The sequence below is a fragment of the Streptomyces sp. NPDC037421 genome (genome assembly GCF_055602105.1).
Window position 1 is genome coordinate 34,554 of the sequence record NZ_JBVJWV010000033.1, and the last position, 22,406, is coordinate 56,959.

The window sequence follows — 22,406 nt, forward strand, 5'->3', positions numbered from 1 at the left end:
GCCCCTCCCAGGAGGCGCGGACCCGCTCTGCCCCGGGCCTGCCGCTCATTCCGGTTCGGTACCGGGCTCCCCGGCCCGCTCCGTCCAGGCGGTGAGCTGCCGCCCGACGGCCAGGGACCGGGGATGGCCGGGGCCGTGGACGCGCTCGACGTCCGCCGCGAGGGCGCGGTAGAGGTCGCGTGCGGCGGGTGCGTCGCCCGCCACGCCGGTGTAGCGGGCGTGCTGGGCGCGGCTGGCCAGGGTGTCGGGGTGGTCGGGACCGAGGACGCGGGTTTCGTCCCGCACCAGGTCGCCGAAGAGGTCGCGCGTGGTGGCGGGATAGCCCGCCTTGCCCGTGTAGCGGGCGTGCTGCTTGCGGCTGATCAGGGTGTCGGGGTGGTCGGCACCCAGGACACGGGTCTCGTCCCGGATGAGGGTGCGGAAGAGCTCGCGTGCCGCTTCGAGTCCGCCCGCCTTGCCGGTGAAGCGGGCCAGCTGGTAGCGGCAGACCAGGGTGTCGGGGTGGTCCGCGCCCAGGATGCGGGTCTCGTCGGCGACGAGCACGACCAGCAAGTCGCGTGCTGTGGCGGGGTCGCCCGCCTGGCCGGTGCCGTAGGCGATCTGGTACCGGGTGCCGAGGGTGTCGGGGTGGTCGGGCCCCAGGACGCGCGCGTGGTCTTGCGCGAGCACCGCCAGCAGCTCGTGGGCGGCGGCGGGGTCGCCCGCTTTGGCGGTCCAGTAGGCGAGCTGGAGACGTGTGCCCAGGGTGTCGGGGTCGTCGGGACCCAGAGCTCGCTCGCGGTCGCGGACCAGTGTCCCGTAGAGGTCGCGTGCTTCTGCGGGGTCGCCCGCTTCGCCCGTCCAGTAGGCGAGCTGGTGGCGGCTGGTGAGGGTGTTGGCGTGGTCGGGGCCCAGGACGTCGGTTTCGTCCGGGATGAGAGCGGCCACCAGATCGCGTGCCGTGGCCGGGTCGCCCGCCTCGGCGGTGCAGTACGCGTAGTGGTAGCGGCTGAACAGGGTCCCGGGGTCGTTGGGGCCGAGGAAGGCGGCCGACGCCGTGGTGAGGAGTGCGTAGAGGCGGGCGGCCGCGTGGAAGTCGCCCGCGTCCATGGCGGCCTCGGCCTCGGCGCGGAGTTCCCCCGCCGTCTTGTTCGGGGTGTCCGTGCTGGTGGAGAGGTTGTCCGGGACAATGACGGGCACGGGTTCGCCGAGCTCGGTGGCGATGCGGTGGACCGTGTCGCTGTCGGTGTCGTTGACCGCCGTCACGCGGGCGAGGGCCGTGTCGATGTCGTTGCCCTCGGGGTCCGCGGGTCTGGCCGGGCCGGTGAACGGGGCGAGGCCGGGGACGTCGTCCGCCGGGGCGGGGCCGCCCTGGCCGCGCAGCAGGTCCAACTCGTCGGTGAGCGCGGTGATCTGCTCCTGCAGGCGCGCCGCAAGGGCTTCGGCCTGCTGTTTCTTCTCCTCGGCCCGTCCGAGTTCGTTCTCGGCCTTGGCCTGCTGCGACCGGGCCCGCTCCAGCTTGGACTGCGCGGCCTCCAGGACCTCCCGGCCGACGGCCTGGTCGCGCTCCCGGCCGAGTGCGCCGACGCGGTCGTTCAGCTTGTGGATCATGCCGAGCAGGATCCAGATCAGCCGCGCGGCGTTGTCGGCCGTCTGGCGCAGCTCCGCCTGCTGCTCCAGGGCGCGGGTGAGCCGGTCGTAGGTCTCGATCTGCTGCGCCTGCACGGCCGCCAGGTCCACCACGCCCGGCCCGGCCGTCGCGGCGGGCGCCCTGGGGGCCGTGGTGCGGGGCGGGTGCTTCGCCTCGTACAACAGGGCGTCGGCCTCGCCCTGGCGGCGTTCGCGCAACGGCGCGGGGACCGTCGCTTCGATGAGCGAGGTCACGAACCGCTGCGGCGGGATCCGCCCGCCGAGCAGCGAGCTGATCTGTGTTGAGGAGTAGCTGATCTCCTTCTCCAGCACGGCCAGGGTCTTGCCGGAACCGTCCACCTGTGCCCGCAGGAACGCGGCGAGCCTGCCGGCCGCCGGGTTCTCCGGGCGGATCTGCCCCCAGGGGCGGCCCTTGCGCTTGTTCGTTTCCGCCACCCACGTACCCCCTGGTGCGCGCGCCGTGCGTTTGTCCGGTCCGGCCGGGACAAGTGCCCTTTCATCCGCAACCTATCTGCGATGTTCCGCCCGGAGGGTCCGGACAAGTCAAATGCCGCGCAAGGTCTGCCCACCGGCCGCACTCCGCGGCCCGCACCCGAAGGGCCCTGTCGCCATGACCGACCTCCTCTCCGTCGCCGCCGACGTCCTCACCCTGATCGGATCGGCGCTCTCCCTCACCCTCGAAGTCCGCCGCGCCCGCCGGGAGGCCCGTGCGGCGGCCAAGGACGGCGAGAACCCCGAGGAGTGAGCACGGGCAGCCCGCCCGGGCGGGCCTGCGGCGCGGCGGCGTAGCCTGGGGGTCCGCCACCGACAGGGAGTTGCCGCGTGCTGACCGCGCTTGACGGGACGTACGGCGACCGCGCGGACGCCGTACGCGTCGCCGGCCGTACCGCCTCGTACGAGGAACTGCTCGGCGCGGCGGCGGCCGTGGCCGCCGACGTCGCCGGAGCCCCCGCCTTCGCCGTGACGGCGACCGCCTCCCTGGAGACCGTCGCGGCGGTCGTCGGAGGGCTCCTCGCCGGGGTGCCCTTCGTGCCGCTGCCCCCCGACGCCGGCCCCGCCGAGCGGGAGCACGTCCTGCGCGACTCCGGTGCCGTCGAGGTCCCCGTCGACTTCGCCCGCCGGGCCGTGGCACCGGGCCCGGCCGCGGGGCCGGGGGACCCCGCGCTGGTGCTGTACACCTCCGGCACCACCGGCCCGCCCAAGGGCGTGGTCCTGACCGCCGGCGCCCTCGCCGCCGACCTCGACGCCCTCGCCGAAGCCTGGCAGTGGAGCGCCGAGGACACCCTGGTGCACGGGCTCCCGCTGTTCCACGTACACGGCCTCGTGCTCGGCGTGCTCGGCGCCCTGCGCACCGGGAGCCGCCTCGTGCACACCGGCCGCCCGACCCCGCAGGCGTACGCGGCCGCCCGGGGCAGCCTGTACTTCGGGGTGCCGACCGTGTGGTCCCGCATCGCCGCCGAACCGGAGCACGCGGCCGGGCTGTCCGGGGCCCGCCTCCTCGTGTCCGGCAGCGCCGCCCTGCCCGCGCCCGTCTTCCGGGACCTGGAGCGCCTCACCGGCCACCGCCCCGTCGAGCGCTACGGGATGACCGAGACCCTGATCACCGTCAGCGGCCGCGCGGGCGGCGAGGTCCGCCCCGGCACCGTCGGCACCCCGCTCCCCGGCATCCGCACCCGGATCGCCGCCGAGCCGGGCGCCGAGATCGGCGAACTCCAGCTCACCGGGCCCACGCTGTTCTCCGGCTACCTGGGCCGCCCCGAGGCGACCGCGGCCGCGTACACCGAGGACGGGTGGTTCCGTACGGGCGACATCGCCGCCGTCGATCCGGAGGACGGGGTCCACCGCATCGTCGGCCGGGCCTCCATCGACATGATCAAGTCCGGCGGCTACCGCATCGGCGCGGGCGAGATCGAGAACGCCCTGCTGGACCACCCCAAGGTGGCCGAAGCGGCCGTCGTGGGGGTCCCGGACGCGGACCTCGGGCAGCGGATCGTCGCCTTCGTCGTCGCCGAAGGGGTCACGGGCCCCGAACTCACCGACTTCGTCGCCGCGCACCTGTCCGTGCACAAGCGCCCCCGCGAGGTCCGCTTCGTCCCCGCGATCCCCCGCAACGCCATGGGGAAGCCGCAGAAGAAGCTCCTGCTGACCGGCGAGACCGGTGCGTCCGGTGGGTCCGGGGAGGCGCGGTGAGCGCCGCCGACCGGCGGAGCCCCTGGATCCGCCGCTTCCACCCGCCGGCGGTGCCGCCGGGGACGGCCGTGCCGGTCCTCGTCGTCCTCCCGCACGCGGGCGGCAGCGCCTCCTTCTACTTCCCGCTCTCCCGCGACCTGGCCGCGCACGCCGAGGTGCTCACCGTCCAGTACCCCGGCCGCCAGGAGCGGCTGGGGGAGCCGATCCCGGACACCATCGCCGGGCTGGCCGACGGGGTGGAACGGGCGCTGGAGCCCTGGCGCGGCCGGCCCCTCGTCCTGTTCGGGCACAGCATGGGCGCGGTGCTCGCCTACGAGCTGGCGCGCCGGCTGGAGGCGGCGGGCGGGACGCCGCGCGGCCTGATCGTCTCCGGGCGGCGGTCGCCGCTGATCGAGCGGGAGGAGGAGCACCTCCACGCGCAGGACGACGACACCCTGCTCGCCCGGGTGCACTCCCTCTCCGGCACCGACCCCGCGCTGCTGGCCGACCCGGAGTTCCGGGCGCTGGTCCTGCCGGCGCTGCGCAGCGACTACAAGGCGGTCGAGACCTGGCGGCACGTGCCGGGGCCGCCGTTGCGCACTCCCGTCAGCGTGCTCTGCGGGGAGTCCGACCCGCGGGCGAGCGTGGCCGAGGCGATGGGCTGGCGGGAGCTGGCCGGGGCCGGGTTCGGCTTCCGCGGCTTCCCCGGCGGGCACTTCTACCTGGCCGAGCAGCACGCGGCCGTGGTGCGGGCGGTGGCCGAGGACCTGGCGGGGTTCACGGCGGGCTGACGCCGCATCAGGCCGTCCCGCTTCAGGCCGTCGTCCCGTCGCCGCGCACCGCCAGGTGGCGGGCGAGGACCTCCAGCGCCCGCGTCACCTCGGGCAGCTGCTCGGCGCCGACTTCGCCCAGGGCGCGGGCGAGCGCCTCCTCGACCCTGGAGCTGCCGGCGGCCCGTACGGCGGCCACGCGCGCGGAGGCCGTGGGGGACTGGCGAACCAGGGTCCGGCGGCGGTCGGCGGGGTCGGGGGCCGTCTCGACCGATCCGGCCTCGCGCAGCCGGGCGACGGCGCCCGAGACCTGGCTCTGCGGCAGGCCCGTGCGCTGCGCCGTTTCGCCGACGGTGGTGTCCGGGTGCGCCGCGATGTCCCCGGCGACGATCACCACGGCGCGGGTGCCGCCCGCGTACTGCCCGGATCCGCCGGGGGGTTCGGGCAGGGCCTCCTCGCCGAGCTTCATCAGGGCGCGGCCCAGCAGGAACAGTTCGATTCCATCCACCGGTCCAAAGTACATCAGCATCGATTCATCGAAATCGATCCATCGTTCTTGATGTATCGAGATCGATGGAATACCTTGATTGCAGGGCGGCGGACGAAGGGTCCGGCGCCGACAGCCGTAGCAGTCGAAGCAGTCGAAGGAGAGCCGTCATGCCCGGTCTCGCCGTTCCCGGAACCACCCTCCACTACCAACTCCAGGGTTCAGGGCCCCTGTTGCTCATCTCGCAGAGCGGCGAGGGCGATGCGGACCGCACCGTGGACATGGTCCCGCACCTCACCGACACCTTCACCGTCCTGACCTACGACCGCCGGGGCCTGTCCCGCAGCCGCCTGGAGCAGCCCGGCCGGACCACCTCGCTCGCCGAGCACGCCGAGGACGTCCACCGGCTGCTGGCCGCCGTCACCGACGAGCCGGCCCTGATGCTCGGGTGCAGCCTCGGCGCCGTCATCGGCCTGCACGTGGCCGTCGCGCACCCGGGGCAGCTCTCCGCCCTCGTCGCCCACGAGCCGGTCGCCCCGCGCCTGCTGCCGGACGCCGCCGACCGCGAGCGGCACGAGGCGGAGCTCGTCGAACTCCAGCACCTCTTCCGGGAGGAGGGGCTGCCCGCGGCCGCCCGGGAGGCCGCCCGGGTGCTGGGCATGGACACCAGCGGCAAGGACTACGAGCCGGGCCTCACCCCGCAGCCGATGAGCGAGACGCGCCGCGCCAATTTCGCCTACTTCATCGAGCACGACTTCTCGGCGATCCTCCAGGACACCCTCGCCCCGGCCGCCGTGGCCGCGACCACGACCCGCATCCTGCCGGCCGTCGGAGCCACCACGCCGTCCACCGTCTTCGACGTCGCGTGCGCCCACGCGCTGGCGGATCTGGTGGGTTCGGAGATACGGGTCTTCCCGGGCGGGCACAACGGCAACACCAGCCACCCCCGGGCCTACGCGGAGCGTCTGCGGGCGGTTCTGACCGCTTGCTGAGAGCCCGCTGAGCGCTTGCTGACAGCCCCTTGACGCCCTGCTTGCGGCCCGGCCGGATCACCCGGGACGGCCTAGGCAGCGTCATTGCCCGTCGGTACGTTGGCCCGCATGGATCAAACGACCGGTGCCTCCCGAACCAGTCTCGATCAACGTGCCCTCGCGGCCGCCGCCGTCACCGTCGTGATGTGGGCCTCCGCGTTCGTCTCCATCCGCGCCTCCGCGGAACACTTCGGCCCCGGGGCGCTGGCTCTGGGCCGGCTCCTGACGGCCTCGCTCGCGCTTGGCGCCGTACTGCTGGTCAAGCGGACACCGCTGCCGCCGCGTCAGGCGTGGCCCGGGATCCTGGCCTCCGGGGTGCTGTGGTTCGGGCTGTACATGGTGGCGCTGAACTGGGGCGAGCAGGGGGTCGACGCCGGCACTGCCGCCATGGTGGTCAACATCGGGCCCATCGTCATCGCCCTGCTCAGCGGGTGGATGCTGAAGGAGGGCTTCCCGCCGATGCTGCTCGTCGGGATGGGCGTCTCCTTCGCGGGGGCGGTCGTCGTGGGGATGTCCACCTCCAAGGGCGGCACCTCCTCCCTCACCGGTGTGCTGCTCTGCCTGGTCGCCGCGCTCGCCTACGGCGCCGGGGTGGTCTCGCAGAAGCCCGCGCTGCAGTACGCGAACCCGCTCCAGGTGACCACGTACGGCTGCTTCGTCGGCACCGTCTGCACGCTGCCCTTCGCCGGCCAGCTCCTGCACCAGCTCCCCGAGGCACCCCTGTCCGCCACCCTCAACATGGTCTACCTGGGCCTCTTCCCGACCGCCCTCGCCTTCACCACCTGGACGTACGCCCTCTCCAAGACCACCGCCGGGAAGATGGGCGCCACGACCTACGCGGTGCCCGCCGTGGTGATCGTCATCGCCTGGGCCCTGCTGGACGAGGTCCCGGGCTGGCTGACCCTCCTCGGCGGCGCGATCTGCCTCGCGGGCGTAGCGGTCTCCCGCCGCCGCCCCCGTCCCGCCCCGCAGCCGACGGCAGCGCTGAAGTAACCGGCGAGTCGTGCGGCGCGGGCCCGCCATCTGCCCCTCGCCCCCTGGGCCACGACGGCGCTCGCCCACCCGCCCCCTGGCAGGGGCGGGGTCGGCCCCTATCTTCAGGCGGGCTCGACGTTCGCGACCACGGTGGTGAACTCGCGGCCCGAGGAGCCCCGGATGTAGGCCAGTTCGACCCAGTGCTCACGCAGCACCGAGTCCGACACGTTCTCGTTGATCACGGCCATCAGCTCTCCCTCGGCGCCCGAAGCGATGTCACGCACGCGGCGGCGCAGTAGCCGGTGCGGTACGTATTCGTACTGCTCACTCATTCGGACATGCCGGTTACCTGCCCGCATGGGCGCCCTCCTCGGTGTGACGTGCCGTCACCGTAGGGGCGCTGTAGCCGGGTCAGGGGGACCGCTTGTCCCCCTGACCCAGACCGTCCCCTTACGCGATGGCCACACCGACCGCCTCGGCGAGGCGCCCGGCCTCCGGACGCAGCGCACGCGGGGCCTCGCGCCACAGGTCGAGTACCGCCACGCGTGCCTGGGGGTGTAGGCCACGGTTTCCGCGTTGATCCCGTGCGCGATCCAGCCCTTAGCCCCGTTCGCGGAGGTGGGCCTCCAGGGCGGCGGCGCCCGTCAGGAGGGCGCGGCCGCGGGCCGACAGGCGGGCGTGCCAGTCGTGCAGGGCGGCTTCCAGGGGCTCCGGGCCACCAGCCGCGCGGACCTGGGCGATCAGCGGGGAGATCTGCTCCAGCAGGTAGCCGCCCCGGCGGAGTTGGTGGGTCATCCGGGCGTCCCGTACGGCGGCCGCGTCGTAGACGCGGTACCCGGTCCGGGGGTCGCGGTGTGGGTGCACCAGCCCCGCCCCCTCCCACTTGCGCAGGGTCGCGGGCCGGATCCCGAGCTTCGCCGCCAGCGGGCCGATGAAGGTGCCGCCGGGCTCGGACGGCGGGAGGGGCTCCAGGTCGCGGAGCGCGGCCTCCACGGCCCGGAGGGTCCGGCGGTCGTCCAGGAGCTGGGCGTGGCTCTCGTCGATGAGGCGGAACGCCTCGTCGGCCGCGTCCTCGTTCACGGCCCGCATGACCGCCGTCGCCGTGCGGTGGCCGTGACCCGGCAGCAGGGCCAGGAACGCGCGCAGGGCGCTCGCGTGCAGCGGGGTGTAGGCGCGGTAGCCGCTGGCCGTGCGGGCGGCGGCCGGGAGGACGCCGGCCTCCTCGTAGTTCCGGACCGCCTGGGTGGACAGGCCGTGCGCGCGTGCCAGGTCGATCGGCCTGAGATGTCCGCTGGTTTTAAGGTTCTGGCCCATTGGAGCCGAGAATAGCGGCCAAAGTTTCAATCGAAGGTTCAACGATAGCGTTGAAGCCATGGAAACCTCCGTGAAGGACCACGTCCGTTCCGTCGACGCCGCCGGCGTCCTCCGCCTGCTCTCGCGCAGGCCCCGGCTGCTCGCCCTCGGTGAGCCCACGCACTTCGAGGACACCCTGCTCGAACTGCGCAACGAGCTGTTCCGGCAGCTCGTGGAGGAGGGCTACCGGACCATCGCGATCGAGAGCGACTGCCTGATGGGCCTGACCGTGGACGACCACGTCACTTCCGGCGAGGGCGTCCTCGACGAGGTCGTGGAGCACGGCATCAGCCACGGCTGGGGCACCTCCGCCGCCAACCGCGAGCTGGTGCGCTGGATGCGCGCCCACAACGAAGGGCGGCCGGCCTCCGAACAGGTCCGCTTCGCAGGCTTCGACGGCCCGTTGGAGATCACCGGCGCCGCGAGTCCCCGGCAGGCCCTCACCCGGCTCCACGGCCACCTCGCCGCCCGCGTGGAAGCGGACCTGCTCCCCTGCACGCGGGAGACCCTCGACCGGCTGCTCGGCACCGACGGACAGTGGACCGAACCCGCCGCCATGATGGACCCGGCCCGGTCCGTGGGGCAGTCGGCCGAGGCGGGCCGGCTGAGGCTGATCGCCGACGACCTGGCGGCCCTGCTCGACGAGCAGGAGCCCCAGCTGATCGCGGCGGGCCCGCGGGAGGAGTGGGACCGGGCGCGCCTGTACGCGCGGACGGCCACGGGCCTGCTGCGCTACCACCACTGGACGGCCGACCGCTCGCCCGCCCGGCTGGCCCGGCTGGCGGGGGTGCGGGACCGGATGATGGCCCGGAACCTGCTCGCCCTCGCCGAGTGGGGGCCGGTGTTCGTCCACGCCCACAACGCCCACCTCCAGCGGGAGAAGAGTTCCATGCGCATGGGCGGGCAGCCGCTGGAGTGGTGGAGTGCCGGTGCGCTGGTGGACGCCCGCCTCGGTGCGGAGTACGCCTTCGTGGCCACGGCCCTCGGCACGATCCGGCGCCGGGGAGTGGAAGAGCCGGCGCCGGACACCTTCGAGGGGCTCCTGTACGCCCTCCCGGAGGACCGCTGCCTGGTCGACACCCGGCGGCTGGCGACAGCGCTCGGCGGTGCCCGGCCCGCGCCCCGGGTATCGCCCTGGTTCGGCTATGCCCCGCTCGACCCGGCCCACCTGGAGGACGCCGACGGGGTCGTGTTCCTCAAGGACATGGCTCCGGCGTAGCGTTCAGTCTTCGTCTGTTGCAACGTGAGGGTGGTGTTCGTTGCGTTGAATTCAGGCCCGGTGCAACGATTGCATGGCTCTGACCTGCAAGGATTGTTGTTCTTCGCAACGGGTGTGTTGCTCGACATGTGAACGCGACGTAGCGTTCAGGTCATCGGAAACGACGAGCAACGAACCCGAAGGAAGAGAAACCATGCAGAAGTTCACCACCGCCGCCGCGATCGCCGCCGTCCTGGACGTCCCGGCCGGGAACATCCGCTTCATCGCCGCCGACCGCGCCGACACCACGGTCGAGGTCCTGCCGGCCAACGCCTCCAAGAGCCGTGACGTGAAGGCCGCCGAGGAGACCACCGTCGAGTTCCAGGGCGGTGTCCTGCGGATCAGCGCGCCGCACAAGAACCAGGTGTTCGGGGCCTCGGGTTCGGTCGAGGTCACCGTCCAGCTCCCGGCGGGGTCGAGCGTCGAGGCGAAGACGGCGTCCGCCGAGTTCCGCGGTGTCGGCCGCCTGGGTGAGGTGTCGCTGGAGAGCGCGCACGGCACGGTCAAGCTCGACGAGGCCGCCGGGGTGCGGCTGGTGCTGGCCGCGGGTGACATCGCGGTGGGCCGGCTCGGTGGCCCGGCCGACATCCGGACCCAGAAGGGCGACCTGACGATCGCCGAGGCCACCGGCGGCACGGTCACGCTGCGCACCGAGCACGGGAACATCTCCGTCGGCGCGGCCCGGGGCGTCTCGGCCTCCCTCGACGCCGGCACCTCCTACGGCCGCATCAGCAACGCCCTCCGGAACACCGGCGAAGGCACCGTCCTGAACATCCACGCCACCACCGCCTACGGCAACATCACCGCCCTCACCGCCTGAACACGGTCACAGCAGTAAGGTCCAGAGCCGTGACGACCGACATCGTGATCGCCCAGACCACCGTCGACGACCCGGAGCGCGCCCAGCGCCTGGCGCGCGGGGCGGTGGAGGAGCGGCTGGCGGCATGTGCGCACGTCGACGCTCCCCTCACCGCCGTATACCGCTGGAAGGGGAGCGTCGAGACGGCCGCCGAGTGGCGGGTCTCCTACAAGACCGCCCGGGACCGGCTGCCGGCCCTCGCCGAGTGGGTCGCGCGGGCCCATCCCTACGAGGTCCCGGAGTGGATCGTCCTCCCCGTCGTCGGCGGCTCGGCCGCCTACCTCGAATGGGTCGACCGGGAGAGCCGCGGTTGACGGGCCGTCAAAGGACGTAGGTCGCCTCGTTGCGGCCGAGCAAGTACCCGAGCTGGAGCCGGTTCAAAGCGCCGAGGTCCTGTTTGATGGCCGCGATGTGGGCCTGGAGGGAACGCTCGCTGATCCCTATGCGGCGCGCGATGGCCTTGTCGGAGTAGCCCTCCACGAGCAGCCGGCTGATGGACTCCCGGATCGCCGGGACCACCTCGTCCGCCGCCTTGGCCGCGTGCAGCGGGACGAAGGGAAAGGGTTTCGCCCGGTCCCAGGCCTTGTCGAACGTATCTCTGAGAAATCGTACGATGGTCGGTTCGGTAATGGAGATCGCCGTGGTACGGTCCTCGTTCGCCGAAATGAAGGCGACATCGTCCACAATGATCAAACGGTCAAAGAATTCTTCCAGCGTCCGCACTTGAGCGCCGTATTCCGTGACGGTGCGGACATATTCCTTCGTCGCCTCGTCGAATCTCGTCGTGTGCTGATACAGCGTCCGCATGGCGATCCCCGCCGCGATCTGCCGCCGTACGGATTCCAGGGCTTCCTTCAGCACCGCGCTCGGGCGCGCCCCGTCGGGCTGTGCCGTGAGGATGTCCCGCCGGACCGACGCGAGGGCGTCGTTGATCGCCGTCGAGATGCTGCCCAGGCCGTGCAGGTACCGGACCCCGGGCCCCACCACCTCCTCGCCGCAGGTCTCCAGGGCCGCGGCCGGCGCCGGGTGCGCCGCCGCCTGCTGCGCCGCTTCCTGCGCCAGCAGGCCGAGGTGCGTTGCGAGTTCCCGCAAGAACGCCTGCGGTTCCCCTGCCGCAGCCGCGTACAGCTCCTCAGGTGCACCGCTTTGTGCGGTTTTGACGTATTTGACTACGTCCACTTGCCACCCCTGTCTGTCCGGTATGCAGGTATTTGCGGCGGTTGAGACCCCGTGGGTTCCCGCAATGCGGAAACCGGAGCCATCGTAGGTCTACCTGGTCTCGAGTCGGCAGGGGAGATTTGGTCTCACCGCAGGAACGAACACCGAGAAGGCGCACCGGAGATCAGCACCGCCGGAAACCGCCTCGGTTTGGCGTTCCTGGAATGGCCAAAGACGAAACGACTTGAGGGGACTGGGAAAAATGGGGAAGAACCACATGGTGACTCGTCCGGCCGGCCGCGTTTCGGGAATCCGCGGCCGTGTCGTACTCGCGACCGCGGGCATCGCCCTCGGCCTGGGTACGACGGTCGCCGGCATCGCCACCCAGGGTGCCTTCTCCGCCGACTCCGGCAGCCACCTGCGCCTCGGCGACGTCGGCTGGAACAACGCGAACCCGCACGTCGTGGCCGGTGACGCCGATGACGTCGGCTGGAACAACCCGCAGCCGGGCACCACCCCCGCGCCGACGCCCTCCTCCACCAACGACGTTGGCTGGAACTGATCCACCCCCAGAGCCCCGTACTGCACTGCCTCACCTCCCGCCACTGACCGACCGGCAAAGGAATGGCTGATCCTCGTGGTTGCCTCCCCCTGGTTCCTGACCTCCGAGACCGTCGCGGTTCCCGACCCCGCCGCCCGGGTCTTCTGCTTCCCGCACGCCGGCGGCAACCCCCGGACCTTCCTCGGCTGGCAGCCCTCGATGCAGGACGACGCGCAGGTCCTCGCCGTCTGCCCGCCCGGCCGCGGCCACCGCTTCCGCGAACCGGCCCCCGCCTCCCTCGCCGAGCTCGCCGACGGCTCCGCCGCCGCCATCACCCTCGCCGCCACCACCGACGACCGGCCCCTCCTCCTCTTCGGCCACAGCTTCGGCGCCGCCCTCGCCTTCGAAGTGGCCCGCCGCCTCGACGGCGTACGCGGCTTCGCCGGACTCGTCGTCTCCGGCTGCAGCGCGCCCTCGCTGCTGCCCACCCCCCGCGTGGTCGAGACGGCCCGGCTGGAGGGCCGCGCCTTCACCGAGGCCGTCGGCTTCTTCGGCGGGCTGCCCCCCGAGGTGCTGGAGGACGAGGCCGTGCAGGAGCTCCTCCTGCCGCACCTGAAGGCCGACTTCCGCATGGTCGCCGGCTACCGCTACCGGCCCGGCGCCCCCCTCGCCGTCCCCGTCACCCTGCTCAACGGCACCGAGGACCCGCACGTCAGCGCCCCCGCGCTCGACGCCTGGTCCCGCGAGTGCGCCGCACCGCCCGACCGGCACTGGACGGACGGCGGCCACTTCTACTTCGAGGACCGGCCCGACGCCGTCACCTCCGTCCTGCGCCCGCTGGCCCGCGCGGCCGCAGCAACCCGCAACAGCGCTGGGTACGTTGAGCTGATCTAGGCCGCGACCTGGGGCCGCCCGCGTACGACAGCACCCCTGCGAGGAATCCCATGCACCCCACCACCACCCCGAGCACCGACCACGCCGCCCGGCTCCGGCGCGCCGTCGCCTTCCGCGACCTGCACGCCGGTCCCGGCCCCTTCGTCGTCCCGAACCCCTGGGACGCGGGGACCGCGCGGATCCTGGCCTCCTTCGGCTTCGCCGCCCTCGCCACCACCGGCGCCGGCCTCGCCCACAGCCTCGGCCGCCCCGACGGGGCCAACCAGGTCAGCCGCGCCGAGATCCTCGCCAACGCCACCGCGATCGTCGACGCCACCGGCCTGCCCGTCACCGCCGACCTGGAGAGCGGCTTCGGCGAGCGCCCCGAGGACGTCGCCGAGACCATCCGCCTCGCCGCTGCCGCCGGCCTGGTCGGCGGCTCCGTAGAGGACTCCACCGGCCGCGACGAGGACCCCGTACGGCCCCTCGAAGAGGCCGTCGAGCGCGTCGCCGCCGCCGTGGAGGCGGCAAAGGCACTGGACTTCCCCTTCACCGTCACCGCCCGCGCCGAGAACTTCTTCCAGGGCCGGCCCGACCTCGACGACACCATCCGCCGCCTCCAGGCGTACGAGGCCGCCGGCGCCGACGTGCTCTACGCCCCGGCACTCCCGGACGCCGACGCGGTCCGCGCCGTCTGCTCCGCCGTCGAACGGCCCGTCAACGTCCTGATGACCGCCGCCCTGAAGCTGTCCGTGGCCGACCTCGGCGCCCTCGGCGTACGCCGGATCAGCACCGGCTCCGCGCTCTCCCGCGCCGCCCTCGGCGCCCTCACCCGCGCCGCCCGCGAGATCACCGGAACGGGCACCTTCGGCTTCGTCGCGGAGGCCCTCCCGTACGACGAGGCCAACGCCCTGCTGGCCGCCGCCCCCGCCCCGTCCGCCGACCCAGAGAGCGATCCGGCACCGTGAGCCTTCCGTACGCGTCACCCGCCGCCTCCGCACCGGCCGAGGCCCCCGCCGTCCACCTGTCCGCGCCCCGCTACGTACTCGGCGAGACCGCGGGCGACCACACCACCGTCGAGGGCCTGCTGGAGCGCGCCCGCGGCTTCGGGATGCCGCCCCGCGCCGACCTGTGGGGCTGGGGCACGGTCCACCGCACGGCCAAGACCCTGGAGACCCTCGCCGCCGAGACCGCCGCCGCCACCCTCGACGGCGCGGGGGTCTCCCCGGGGGAGGTGGACTGCCTCATCCTGTGCTCCACCCGCTTCCCCGGCGGCCCGCGCACCCACGGCACGTTCGTCGAGAACGTCATGGCCGCCACCGGCCTGGGCGCCGCCGCCTTCACCGGCCTCACCCTCGGCCGCTGCGCCAACCTCCTCGCGGGCATCCGCACCGGCCAGGCGTACGTGGCCTCCGGCATGCACCGCCGGGTCATGGTCATCACCGCCGACCGGGTCACCGACGAGGCCGTCCGCATGGAGAACTTCGCCCTCTTCACCGACGGCGCCGCCTCCTGCCTGGTCAGCGCCGACCCCCTCGGCCCAGACGCGTACGAGATCGTCGCCGGGGCCGGCGCCCAGGACCCCGCCGGACTCGACTGGTCCAACGAGATCAGCTCCGACCTGGCCCGCGAGGTCAACGAGCGGATCCTCGACGAGGCCGGCATGAAGATCGGCGACATCCACGGCGTGCTCCACGCCAACCTCTACAAGCCCCTGGTCGTCCTCAAGGAACGCCAGGCCGGCTTCACCCGCGAGCAGCTCTTCCTCGACAACATCCCGCGCGTCGGCCACTGCTTCGCCGCCGACCCGCTCATCAACCTCGTCGACCGCGACGCCGCCGGAGCCCTCAAGCCCCACGGGCACTACCTCCTCGCGTCCAGCGTCCCGGGCGTGCGGATCGGCGTCCTGCTGCGCAAGCTCCCGCACCACACCACGCCGGACACCGCACCGGACACCGCACCGGCCACCGCACAGCTGGGGGACCACTGACATGACCGCGCCCATCACCCCCGACGAGGAGACCTCTCTCGACATGGCGCGGAGCTTCTACGCCCCCGCCTTCGCCCTTCCCGACCTGACCACCTCGCTCCCGGCCGGCCCCGTCGAGGCCTCGGCGGCCGGCGCCGACGAAGCCGCCCGGATCACCGCCGAGCCGCCCGCCGGCCTGTTCCGCCGGCTGATCTCCGACCAGGAGAGCGAGGCCGTCCTGCTCGCCGCCCGCCGGGTCCTCGCCGCCTTCCTGACCGCCCCCGACGCCGACGCCGCCGACGAAGAGGACGCCGACGCCGTCGCCGCCGAGGTGCTCGCCGCCCGCGACGGACTCGCCGCCGTCCTCGCCCCGCTGCGCACCCACCCCGACCCGGAGGTGCGCGGCGCCGTCCTGCGCCAGCGCGCCCCCCTCGCGCTGACCGGCGGCTGCTGGCTCGACACCCTCTCCCAGGCCGCCACCCAGCCCGCCGAGATCGTCGGCCGCCTCTTCGGCCAGCACTGGCGGCTCCAGGGCGAGGGCACCGCCGAGGCCGGGCTGCCCGCGCGCCGCCGACGGGCGCTGGTCGCGCAGGGCGTCTTCCTCCCCGGCGTGGAGGCCGCCGCCTTCCTCGACGAGGCCGGCGCCCTGCCCCTGACCGCCCTGCACGGCGCCTTCCGCCTCGCCCTGTCCCGGCTGCCCGCGTCCCACCTCCCCGAGGTCGTCGGCGTCCACTACGCCGCCCACGCCCTCGGCACCGACGAACTCCTGCTCGGCGGCGAGCCGGTGCTCGCCGAGAGCGACGTACGCCCCCTGCTCGCCGCGTACCTCTCCTACACCCGGCGGTCACCGACCGGGCCCGAGGACCGCCGCCGCGCACTGGCCGCCGTACGCCTCCTGGTACGCCTGGAGCGCGAGCACGCCGCAGCCCTCGCCGAACTCGCCGCCTGGCACGAAGGGCTGTCCCTCGACGCCCGGGTCGCGCGGATCGTCGAGCGGCACGCCCCGCACGCCGGCCGCCAGCACCGCGCGGTGCGCCTGGGCACCCGCAAGCTCACGGACTGGCTGGACGGCGGGCAGCTCGACGCCGCCGCCTTCGTCCGCGAGTTCCGCACCGCCCGGCAGCTGCGGCCCGCACGCGACGGCGGCCCCTGCCGCTTCCTGAAGTCCATCAAGTTCGGCGGCCCCATGTTCGGCATCTTCGACGAGCGGGAAGCGGCCGTCCTCGCCGCCTGGGCGCGGTCCGTCGCCGACGGCGAGCCCGCCGGTGCGGACCTCGTCCCCACCACCGCCGGACAGGCCGCCGCCCGCGCCTGGAGCGAACGCCTCGCCGACGCCGAACCCGCCGGGCTCCTGCTGCGCGAGCCCGACGGGCCCGGCGGCCTCGCCGACACCCGCGACCACCGGCGGTTCTTCCACCGCCTCGTCAACTTCGAGCGCCACCCCGGCGTCCTGCCGGCCGCCCGCGCCCGCGCCGAAGCCGGGCTCGCCGAGGCCGAGCTGCTCTTCGAGCACGGCGCCGCCGGGCTGCTCACCGACGCGTCCTGGTTCACGTACACGCCCGAGGCCCTGCTGGAGCGGGTCGAGCGGATCTACTGGGACAAGCTCGTGGACCCGTACGAGCCGCTCACCGAGATCCCCTCCCGCGACGAGGTCGTCTTCGAGCAGTCCACGTACGCGCTCGGCAGCCTCATCGACGGCGCCTGGGCGCACCGCGTCGGCAACCTCGGCCGGCGCGGACGGCGCAGCGACGACATGCTCTTCTCCATCTACGCGGACGAGATGGGCCGCGGCGACATGGACAAGAACCACATCACGATCATCCACAAGGTCCTCGCCAGCATGGACATGGACCTGCCGCACATCCGGCAGGAGGCCTTCCTGCACCAGGGCGACCTGCCCGACCACCTGTACGGCTTCTCCATCCACCAGCTGTGCCTGTCGCTGTTCCCCGACAGCCTCTACAACGAGATCCTCGGCTACAACCTGGGCATCGAGATGTTCGGCCTCGGCGCGGTGCGGCTGCACGAGATCCAGAAACTGCGCCGGCACGGTCTCGACGTCTCCTACGAAGAGGCCCACCTGTCCATCGACAACTTCTCGGCGGGCCACGCCCGCCAGTCCGCCGACATCGTCGTCGCCTACCTCGACGACGTCCGGCACCTGTCCGGCGAGGAGGCCGTCCAGCGCGAATGGCGCCGGATCTGGCGCGGCTACGCCTCCTTTGCCTTCTTCATCGAGCACGCCCTGGTGAGGAAGGTCCGCGCCGAGGCGGCCTCCGGGGCGGCCTCCGGGGCCGCCACCCCCGCCGACCTGGTCATCTGAGGAGCGAGGCGATGGAAATGACGACGAGCTTCGACCCCGAGGTCCTCGCGCTGCCCTTCTACGAGGACTCCCACCGCCGCCTCGCCGCCGAGGCCGGCGCCTGGTGCGACAGCAACCGGGTGCTGTGGGAGGAGATCCGCGCCCTCGACCCCGACGCCGCCGGACGGCGCCTCGTACGCGTCCTCGGCGCGGCGGGCTGGCTGAGCGAACTCGACCCGAGCGGCGCCCCGGTGGACGACTTCCGCGCGGTGTGCCTGCGCCGCGAGGCCCTCGCGTACGCCGAGGACCTGGCCGACTTCGCCTTCTCCATCCAGGCGCTGGCCGCGACCCCGCTGCTGCGCTTCGGCAGCGAGGCGCAGCGCCGCCGCTACCTGCCGGGGATGGCCGCCGGGACGCTGATCGGGGCCTTCGCGGTGTCCGAGAAGGAGGCCGGGTCGGACGTGGCCTCGGTCGGGCTGGAGGCGGTGCGCGACGCGGACGGGGACGGCTCGTACGTGCTGAACGGCCGCAAGGCGTGGATCGCCAACGGGACCATCGCCGACGTGTTCGTGGTCATCGCCCGCACCGGACAGGGCCCGGGGCCGCTGGGCCTCTCGGCCTTCCTGGTGCCGGCCGGCACCCCCGGGCTGCGGGCCGAGCGGATCGACGCGATCGCCCCGCGCTCCTTCGCCCACCTGTCCTTCGAGGACTGCCGGCTGCCGGCCGACGCGGTGCTCGGGCGGCCCGGGAAGGGGTTCGTGGTCGCGGTCGACCTGCTGGAGCGGTTCCGCACCACGGTGGGGGCCGCGGCCCTCGGCTTCGCCCGGCGGGCCTTCGACACCGCGCTCGCGCACGTGCTGGCGCGGGAGGCGTACGGGGCCACGCTCTTCGACCTCCAGCTGGTCAAGGCCTCCCTCGCCGACATGGAGGTCCAGCTGAACGCGGCCGCGCTGCTGGTGGCGCGCGCGGCCTGGGAGACCGACCGGGGCAGCCGCCGGTTCGCCCGGCACTCCAACATCGCCAAGGTCCACGCGACCGAGGCCGCGCAGGGCGTCGTCGACAACGCCGTGCAACTCCTGGGCGCGGCGGGCATCGTGGAGGGTTCGGTCACCGAACGCCTGTACCGGCAGATCCGCTCGCTGCGGATCTACGAGGGGACCTCCGAGGTGCTGAGGATGGCCATCGCGGGGTCCCTGGACATGCGCCGGGCCGCGCGCGCTGCGGCCGCCTGAGCCGGTACGAGCGGTTGCCACCGGGAAACGGCGATCACCGCGACCATCGACCGAGCAACCAGAACGGCGGGCGACCACGTCCGCGAGAGCGGCGCCGGTTCAGGCGCGAAAAGGGGAGTCTTCAAGTGAGCACCACCACCGTCAGCAGTCCCGTCGAGGCCGTCCGGCTCGCCGACCCGTACCCCTACTACGCGCGCCTGGTGGCCGAGCGCCCCTTCGCCTGGGACGAGGCGCTCGGGGCCTGGGTCGCCGCCGACGCGGCCGCGGTGCGCGCGGTGCTGGGCAGCGGCGCGCTGCGGGTGCGGCCCGTCGCGGAGCCGGTCCCGGCCGGGATCGCGGGGACGGCGGCCGGGGAGGTGTTCGGCGAGCTCGTACGGATGACGGACGGCGCCCCGGCGGCCCGGCTGAAGGGGGTCGTGGCCGGGGCGCTGGCCCGCGCGGACACCGCGTACGCGGCCTCGCTGGCGGCCCGCCTCACCCGCGAGGCGCTGGCGGCGGGTGGTGAAGTGCCGTACGAGGAGCTGATGTTCGGGGTCCCGGCGCGGGTGGTGGCCGCCCTCAGCGGCCTCACCGACGGGGCGGACCGGGAGGCGGCCCGCGCGATCGGTGACTTCGTCCAGTGCATTCCCGCCACCGCGACGCCCGAGCAGCAGAAGGCGGCCGTGGTGGCGGCGGAGCGGCTGCGCGGGCTCCTCGGCCCGGCGCTGGCCTCGGCGCAGGCCGCGCCCACCGGAGCCGGAGCCGGAGCCGGAGCCGGAGCCGGGCAGTCGGCGCCGCCCGGGGCCGACTGCCCGGCCGCCGGGGCCCCGCACTCCGCCCGGAAGGGCCGGGCGCAGGGGCTGTTGCGGGAACTGGTCGCGGCCGCCGAGCGGGACGGGTGGCCGCATCCGGGGCCCTTGCTGTCCAACGCCATCGGCTTCCTCTCCCAGACCTACGACGCCACCGCCGGGCTGATCGGCAACACCCTCGTCGCCCTCGCCCGGGGCGCCGACGGCACCGACACCGGCGCCCTGGTGCGCGAGGTGGTCCGCCACGACGCGCCGATCCAGAACACCCGCCGCTTCGCCGCCGAACCCTTCGCGTACGCCGGTTCCACCGTGGAACCCGGGCAGCAGGTCCTCGTCCTCCTCGCAGCCGCCAACCGCGACCCCGCCGTCAACCCGGACCCGCACGCGCTGACCCCCGGCCGGGTGAATCCGGCCGTCTTCACCTTCGGCGCGGCAGCCCACCGCTGCCCGGGTGCGGAGCTCGCCACGGCCCTCGCCGGCGCCGTCGTCACCGAACTGCGCGCGGCAGGCTTGGGCACCACCGCGACCCCCGCCTACCGCCCGCTGGCGAACGCACGGATCCCGCTCCTCTAGCGCGCGGGCCGTCCCCGACGGAAGCCGACGCAGCCCCCGCAACCGCGATCAGGCCGGGGGTCGGTCACCCCTATGCCTTCAGACAGGACAAACCGCATCATGTCGGACAGCCTTCACCTCTGGATGCGTCACGAGGCCCGCCCCACCGAGCGCCGGGCCCCCCTCACCCCCGAGGACGCCGCCCGCCTCGTCGAGGCCGGCATCCGCGTCACCGTCGAGGAGTCGGACCGCCGCGCCTTTCCCCTCACCGCCTACACCGCCGCCGGCTGCGCCACCGCCCCCGCCGCCTCCTGGCACGAGCAGGCCCCCGACGACGCGTACGTCCTCGGCCTCAAGGAACTCCCGGCCGGCCCCGACGCCCCCGCCCTGCGCCACCGGCACATCTACTTCGGCCACGCCTACAAGGGCCAGGCCGGCGCCCGAGAGCTGCTCGCCCGCTTCACCGCGGGCGGCGGCGCCCTGCTCGACATGGAGTACCTCACCGACGAAGCCGGCCGCCGCGTCGCCGCGTTCGGCTACTGGGCCGGCTACGTCGGCGCCGCCCTCGCCGTCCTGCACCACCGCGGCGCCCTCACCGCCCCCCTGCGCCCCACCGACCGCCCCACGCTGGACGCCCTCCTCGCCGCAGGAGCCCCCGCAACCGGCACCACCGCCCTCGTCATCGGCGCCCTCGGCCGCTGCGGCCGCGGCGCCTGCGACGCCCTCGTCCGGGCGGGACTGGAGCCCACCCGCTGGGACCTCGCCGAGACCCGGAACATCGACCGCCCCGCCCTCCTCCGCCACGACCTGCTGGTCAACACCGTGCTGACCACCACCCCCGTGCCGCCGTTCCTGACCAAGGCCGACCTCGACGACCCCGAGCGCCTGCTCTCCCTGGTCAGCGACGTCACCTGCGACGTCACCTCCGACTGCAACGTCCTGCCGGTCTACGACGAGACCACCACCTGGACCGAGCCCGTCCGCACCCTCCGCGAGGGCGAACGCCCCCTCGACCTCATCGCCATCGACAACCTCCCCTCCCTCCTCCCCGTGGAAGCCGCCACCGCCTTCTCCGCCGAACTCACCCCGCACCTGCTGCGGCTGGCCGAGTGGGACGGCGTCTGGGCCCGCGCCCTGCACACCTTCGAGGCGGCCGTAGAAGCCCAGGAGGCACCCCTTGACCACTGACCGGCAGCCCGCCGCGCCGGCCTCCGGCACCGTCCACTGGATAGGCACCGGCCTGTCCACCGGCCGCTCGGGCCTCTCCCTCGTCTGCGAACGCGCCCGCCGCGTGGTCCTGTGGGACCGCACCGCCGAACGCGCCGCCGCCCGCCTGGCCGCCCTCGGCCTGGCGGGCCGCGCCGAGGTCCGCGCCCTCACCCCCGCCGCCCTGGCGGCGGAGACGGGCGCGGGCGACGTCCTCGTCTCCATGCTCCCGGCCGCCGAACACCCCGCGCTGCTGCGCCTGGCGGCCGACCGCGGCGCCCACTTCGCCTGCACCAGCTACACCACCCCGGAGCTGGCCGAGCAGGCGCGGCGGGCCGCCGCGCAGGCCCGTACCGTCGTCCTCACCGAAGCCGGACTCGACCCCGGCATCGACCACCTGATGGCCCACGACCTGGTAGCCCGCGCCCGCGAGGCCGTCGGACCCTCCCCGGCGACCGCCGTGTTCACCTCCTACTGCGGAGGCGTCCCGGCCGTCCCCAACGCCTTCCGCTACCGCTTCAGCTGGGCCCCCTACGGGGTCCTCGCCGCCCTCGGCACCCCCGCCCGGTACGTGGCCGACGGCGCCGAGGCCACCGCCGCCCGGCCGTGGGAGGCCACCCGCGCCCTGACCCTGGGCGGCGAGGAGTTCGAGGTCTACCCCAACCGGGACAGCCTCCCCTTCGTCGCCCAGTACGGCATCCCGTACTACTGGCACCTCGACACCTTCGTACGCGGCACCGTGCGCAACTCCGGCTGGCGCACCGCCTGGCAGCAGGTCTTCGACACCGTCGCCGCCGGGGACGCCGGGGCCGTCCGGGAGCTCGCCGCCGAACTCGCCGCCCGCCACCCCACCACCCCCGCCGACCGCGACCGCGTCGTGCTCTCCGTCTCCCTGGAACTGCGCACCAGGTCGGGGGAGAGCTGGCGCGGCTCGCGGCTGCTCGACCTCACCGGCGACGGCGCCGAATCCGCGATGGCCCGCTGCGTCTCCCTCCCCGTCGCCTACGGCGTCACCCGGATCCTGGCCGGCGCCCTCCCCGCCGGGCTGAGCCGCGCCGCCGAAGCCCCCCGCGAGGCCGGCCGCTGGCTGGCCTTCCTCGGCGCCCACGGGCTGGCCGGGACCCGCGCGGAAACCACCTCCACCGCCGCACGAATACCGGCCTGACCGCCGTACCCGCGCGCGCACGGCCGACACGGCCCAGCGCTCCCACCCCACCCACCCCTCCCTCCCTCACCTCACACACCGAATCGAAC

The 22,406-nt window shown here is 74.0% G+C and carries 22 protein-coding genes; 17 read left to right on the plus strand and 5 right to left on the minus strand.

Translation table 11 applies throughout. The annotated features are described in order from the left end of the window. Positions 1-45: 45 nt before the first annotated feature. Positions 46-2,064 carry a tetratricopeptide repeat protein gene (locus ACZ7IF_RS32530; protein WP_470978899.1) on the minus strand — a complete coding sequence of 673 codons (2,019 nt, stop codon included), beginning with the start codon at positions 2,062-2,064 and terminating at the stop codon, positions 46-48. 175 nt (positions 2,065-2,239) lie between these two features. On the opposite strand from ACZ7IF_RS32530, the gene ACZ7IF_RS32535 reads away from it, so the two are divergent. From ACZ7IF_RS32535 to ACZ7IF_RS32545, 3 genes are all read left to right on the plus strand, one after another. Further along, on the plus strand, positions 2,240-2,374 hold the full coding sequence (locus tag ACZ7IF_RS32535; protein WP_470978902.1) for a hypothetical protein: 135 nt from the start codon (positions 2,240-2,242) through the stop codon (positions 2,372-2,374). A 77-nt stretch (positions 2,375-2,451) separates the two neighbouring features. Beyond that, positions 2,452-3,819 (plus strand): AMP-binding protein, encoded by a 1,368-nt coding sequence (locus ACZ7IF_RS32540; protein ID WP_470978905.1) that lies wholly within the window; start codon positions 2,452-2,454, stop codon positions 3,817-3,819. Further along, positions 3,816-4,589, plus strand: coding sequence for a thioesterase II family protein (locus ACZ7IF_RS32545; protein ID WP_470978908.1), 774 nt, complete (start codon positions 3,816-3,818; stop codon positions 4,587-4,589). Before ACZ7IF_RS32540 ends, ACZ7IF_RS32545 begins: the two co-directional genes overlap by 4 nt. A 22-nt stretch (positions 4,590-4,611) precedes the next feature. On the opposite strand, the gene ACZ7IF_RS32550 is transcribed toward ACZ7IF_RS32545, so the two are convergent. Next, complete coding sequence (locus ACZ7IF_RS32550; RefSeq protein ID WP_470978910.1) at positions 4,612-5,097, minus strand: MarR family transcriptional regulator; 486 nt, start codon at positions 5,095-5,097, stop codon at positions 4,612-4,614. A 128-nt stretch (positions 5,098-5,225) separates the two neighbouring features. Here ACZ7IF_RS32550 and ACZ7IF_RS32555 point away from each other — a divergent pair, with 128 nt between their 5' ends. After that, positions 5,226-6,047: an alpha/beta fold hydrolase gene (locus tag ACZ7IF_RS32555; RefSeq protein ID WP_470978912.1), complete on the plus strand. Its 822-nt coding sequence runs from the start codon at positions 5,226-5,228 to the stop codon at positions 6,045-6,047. Positions 6,048-6,155: 108 nt separating this feature from the next. Then, positions 6,156-7,079, plus strand: a complete 924-nt coding sequence (locus tag ACZ7IF_RS32560; protein WP_470978915.1) for a DMT family transporter — start codon at positions 6,156-6,158, stop codon at positions 7,077-7,079. 104 nt (positions 7,080-7,183) lie between these two features. Here the strand turns inward: ACZ7IF_RS32560 and ACZ7IF_RS32565 are convergent, their stop codons facing one another. Further along, positions 7,184-7,393, minus strand: coding sequence for a hypothetical protein (locus ACZ7IF_RS32565; protein ID WP_470978918.1), 210 nt, complete (start codon positions 7,391-7,393; stop codon positions 7,184-7,186). A gap of 268 nt (positions 7,394-7,661) precedes the next feature. After that, positions 7,662-8,375, minus strand: coding sequence for a TioE family transcriptional regulator (locus ACZ7IF_RS32570; RefSeq protein WP_470978921.1), 714 nt, complete (start codon positions 8,373-8,375; stop codon positions 7,662-7,664). Positions 8,376-8,433: 58 nt separating this feature from the next. Between ACZ7IF_RS32570 and ACZ7IF_RS32575 the strand changes: the two genes are divergently transcribed. The 3 genes from ACZ7IF_RS32575 (at position 8,434) to cutA (ending at position 10,845) form a co-directional block, all read left to right on the plus strand. Continuing rightward, the gene (locus ACZ7IF_RS32575) at positions 8,434-9,633 is read left to right on the plus strand and encodes an erythromycin esterase family protein (RefSeq protein WP_470978924.1); all 1,200 of its coding nucleotides are present in this window, start codon (positions 8,434-8,436) and stop codon (positions 9,631-9,633) included. Positions 9,634-9,826: 193 nt separating this feature from the next. After that, on the plus strand, positions 9,827-10,492 hold the full coding sequence (locus ACZ7IF_RS32580; RefSeq protein WP_470978927.1) for a DUF4097 family beta strand repeat-containing protein: 666 nt from the start codon (positions 9,827-9,829) through the stop codon (positions 10,490-10,492). 29 nt (positions 10,493-10,521) lie between these two features. Beyond that, positions 10,522-10,845: a divalent-cation tolerance protein CutA gene (gene cutA, locus ACZ7IF_RS32585; RefSeq protein ID WP_470978930.1), complete on the plus strand. Its 324-nt coding sequence runs from the start codon at positions 10,522-10,524 to the stop codon at positions 10,843-10,845. Positions 10,846-10,852: 7 nt separating this feature from the next. Here the strand turns inward: cutA and ACZ7IF_RS32590 are convergent, their stop codons facing one another. Next, positions 10,853-11,710 (minus strand): LuxR C-terminal-related transcriptional regulator, encoded by an 858-nt coding sequence (locus tag ACZ7IF_RS32590; RefSeq protein WP_470978933.1) that lies wholly within the window; start codon positions 11,708-11,710, stop codon positions 10,853-10,855. A gap of 256 nt (positions 11,711-11,966) precedes the next feature. Here ACZ7IF_RS32590 and ACZ7IF_RS32595 point away from each other — a divergent pair, with 256 nt between their 5' ends. The 9 genes from ACZ7IF_RS32595 (at position 11,967) to ACZ7IF_RS32635 (ending at position 22,317) form a co-directional block, all read left to right on the plus strand. Beyond that, a complete protein-coding gene (locus ACZ7IF_RS32595) occupies positions 11,967-12,251 on the plus strand; it encodes a hypothetical protein (protein WP_470978936.1) in 285 nt (94 codons plus the stop codon). A gap of 75 nt (positions 12,252-12,326) precedes the next feature. Continuing rightward, positions 12,327-13,124, plus strand: coding sequence for a thioesterase II family protein (locus ACZ7IF_RS32600; RefSeq protein WP_470978939.1), 798 nt, complete (start codon positions 12,327-12,329; stop codon positions 13,122-13,124). Between the two features lie 50 nt (positions 13,125-13,174). Beyond that, positions 13,175-14,071 carry an isocitrate lyase/PEP mutase family protein gene (locus ACZ7IF_RS32605; protein ID WP_470978942.1) on the plus strand — a complete coding sequence of 299 codons (897 nt, stop codon included), beginning with the start codon at positions 13,175-13,177 and terminating at the stop codon, positions 14,069-14,071. Then, on the plus strand, positions 14,068-15,093 hold the full coding sequence (locus ACZ7IF_RS32610; RefSeq protein ID WP_470978945.1) for a beta-ketoacyl-[acyl-carrier-protein] synthase family protein: 1,026 nt from the start codon (positions 14,068-14,070) through the stop codon (positions 15,091-15,093). The genes ACZ7IF_RS32605 and ACZ7IF_RS32610 overlap by 4 nt, the downstream gene beginning before the upstream one ends. 1 nt (position 15,094) lies before the next feature. Then, complete coding sequence (locus ACZ7IF_RS32615; RefSeq protein WP_470978948.1) at positions 15,095-17,395, plus strand: iron-containing redox enzyme family protein; 2,301 nt, start codon at positions 15,095-15,097, stop codon at positions 17,393-17,395. Between the two features lie 17 nt (positions 17,396-17,412). Continuing rightward, positions 17,413-18,606, plus strand: a complete 1,194-nt coding sequence (locus tag ACZ7IF_RS32620) for an acyl-CoA dehydrogenase family protein (RefSeq protein WP_470979043.1) — start codon at positions 17,413-17,415, stop codon at positions 18,604-18,606. A gap of 125 nt (positions 18,607-18,731) precedes the next feature. Continuing rightward, positions 18,732-19,967, plus strand: coding sequence for a cytochrome P450 (locus tag ACZ7IF_RS32625; protein WP_470978951.1), 1,236 nt, complete (start codon positions 18,732-18,734; stop codon positions 19,965-19,967). Between the two features lie 99 nt (positions 19,968-20,066). Further along, positions 20,067-21,134, plus strand: coding sequence for a saccharopine dehydrogenase (locus ACZ7IF_RS32630; protein WP_470978954.1), 1,068 nt, complete (start codon positions 20,067-20,069; stop codon positions 21,132-21,134). Beyond that, entirely contained in the window at positions 21,124-22,317 is a 1,194-nt protein-coding gene (locus ACZ7IF_RS32635; protein WP_470978957.1) for a saccharopine dehydrogenase C-terminal domain-containing protein, read from the plus strand. The genes ACZ7IF_RS32630 and ACZ7IF_RS32635 overlap by 11 nt, the downstream gene beginning before the upstream one ends. Positions 22,318-22,406: the final 89 nt, after the last annotated feature.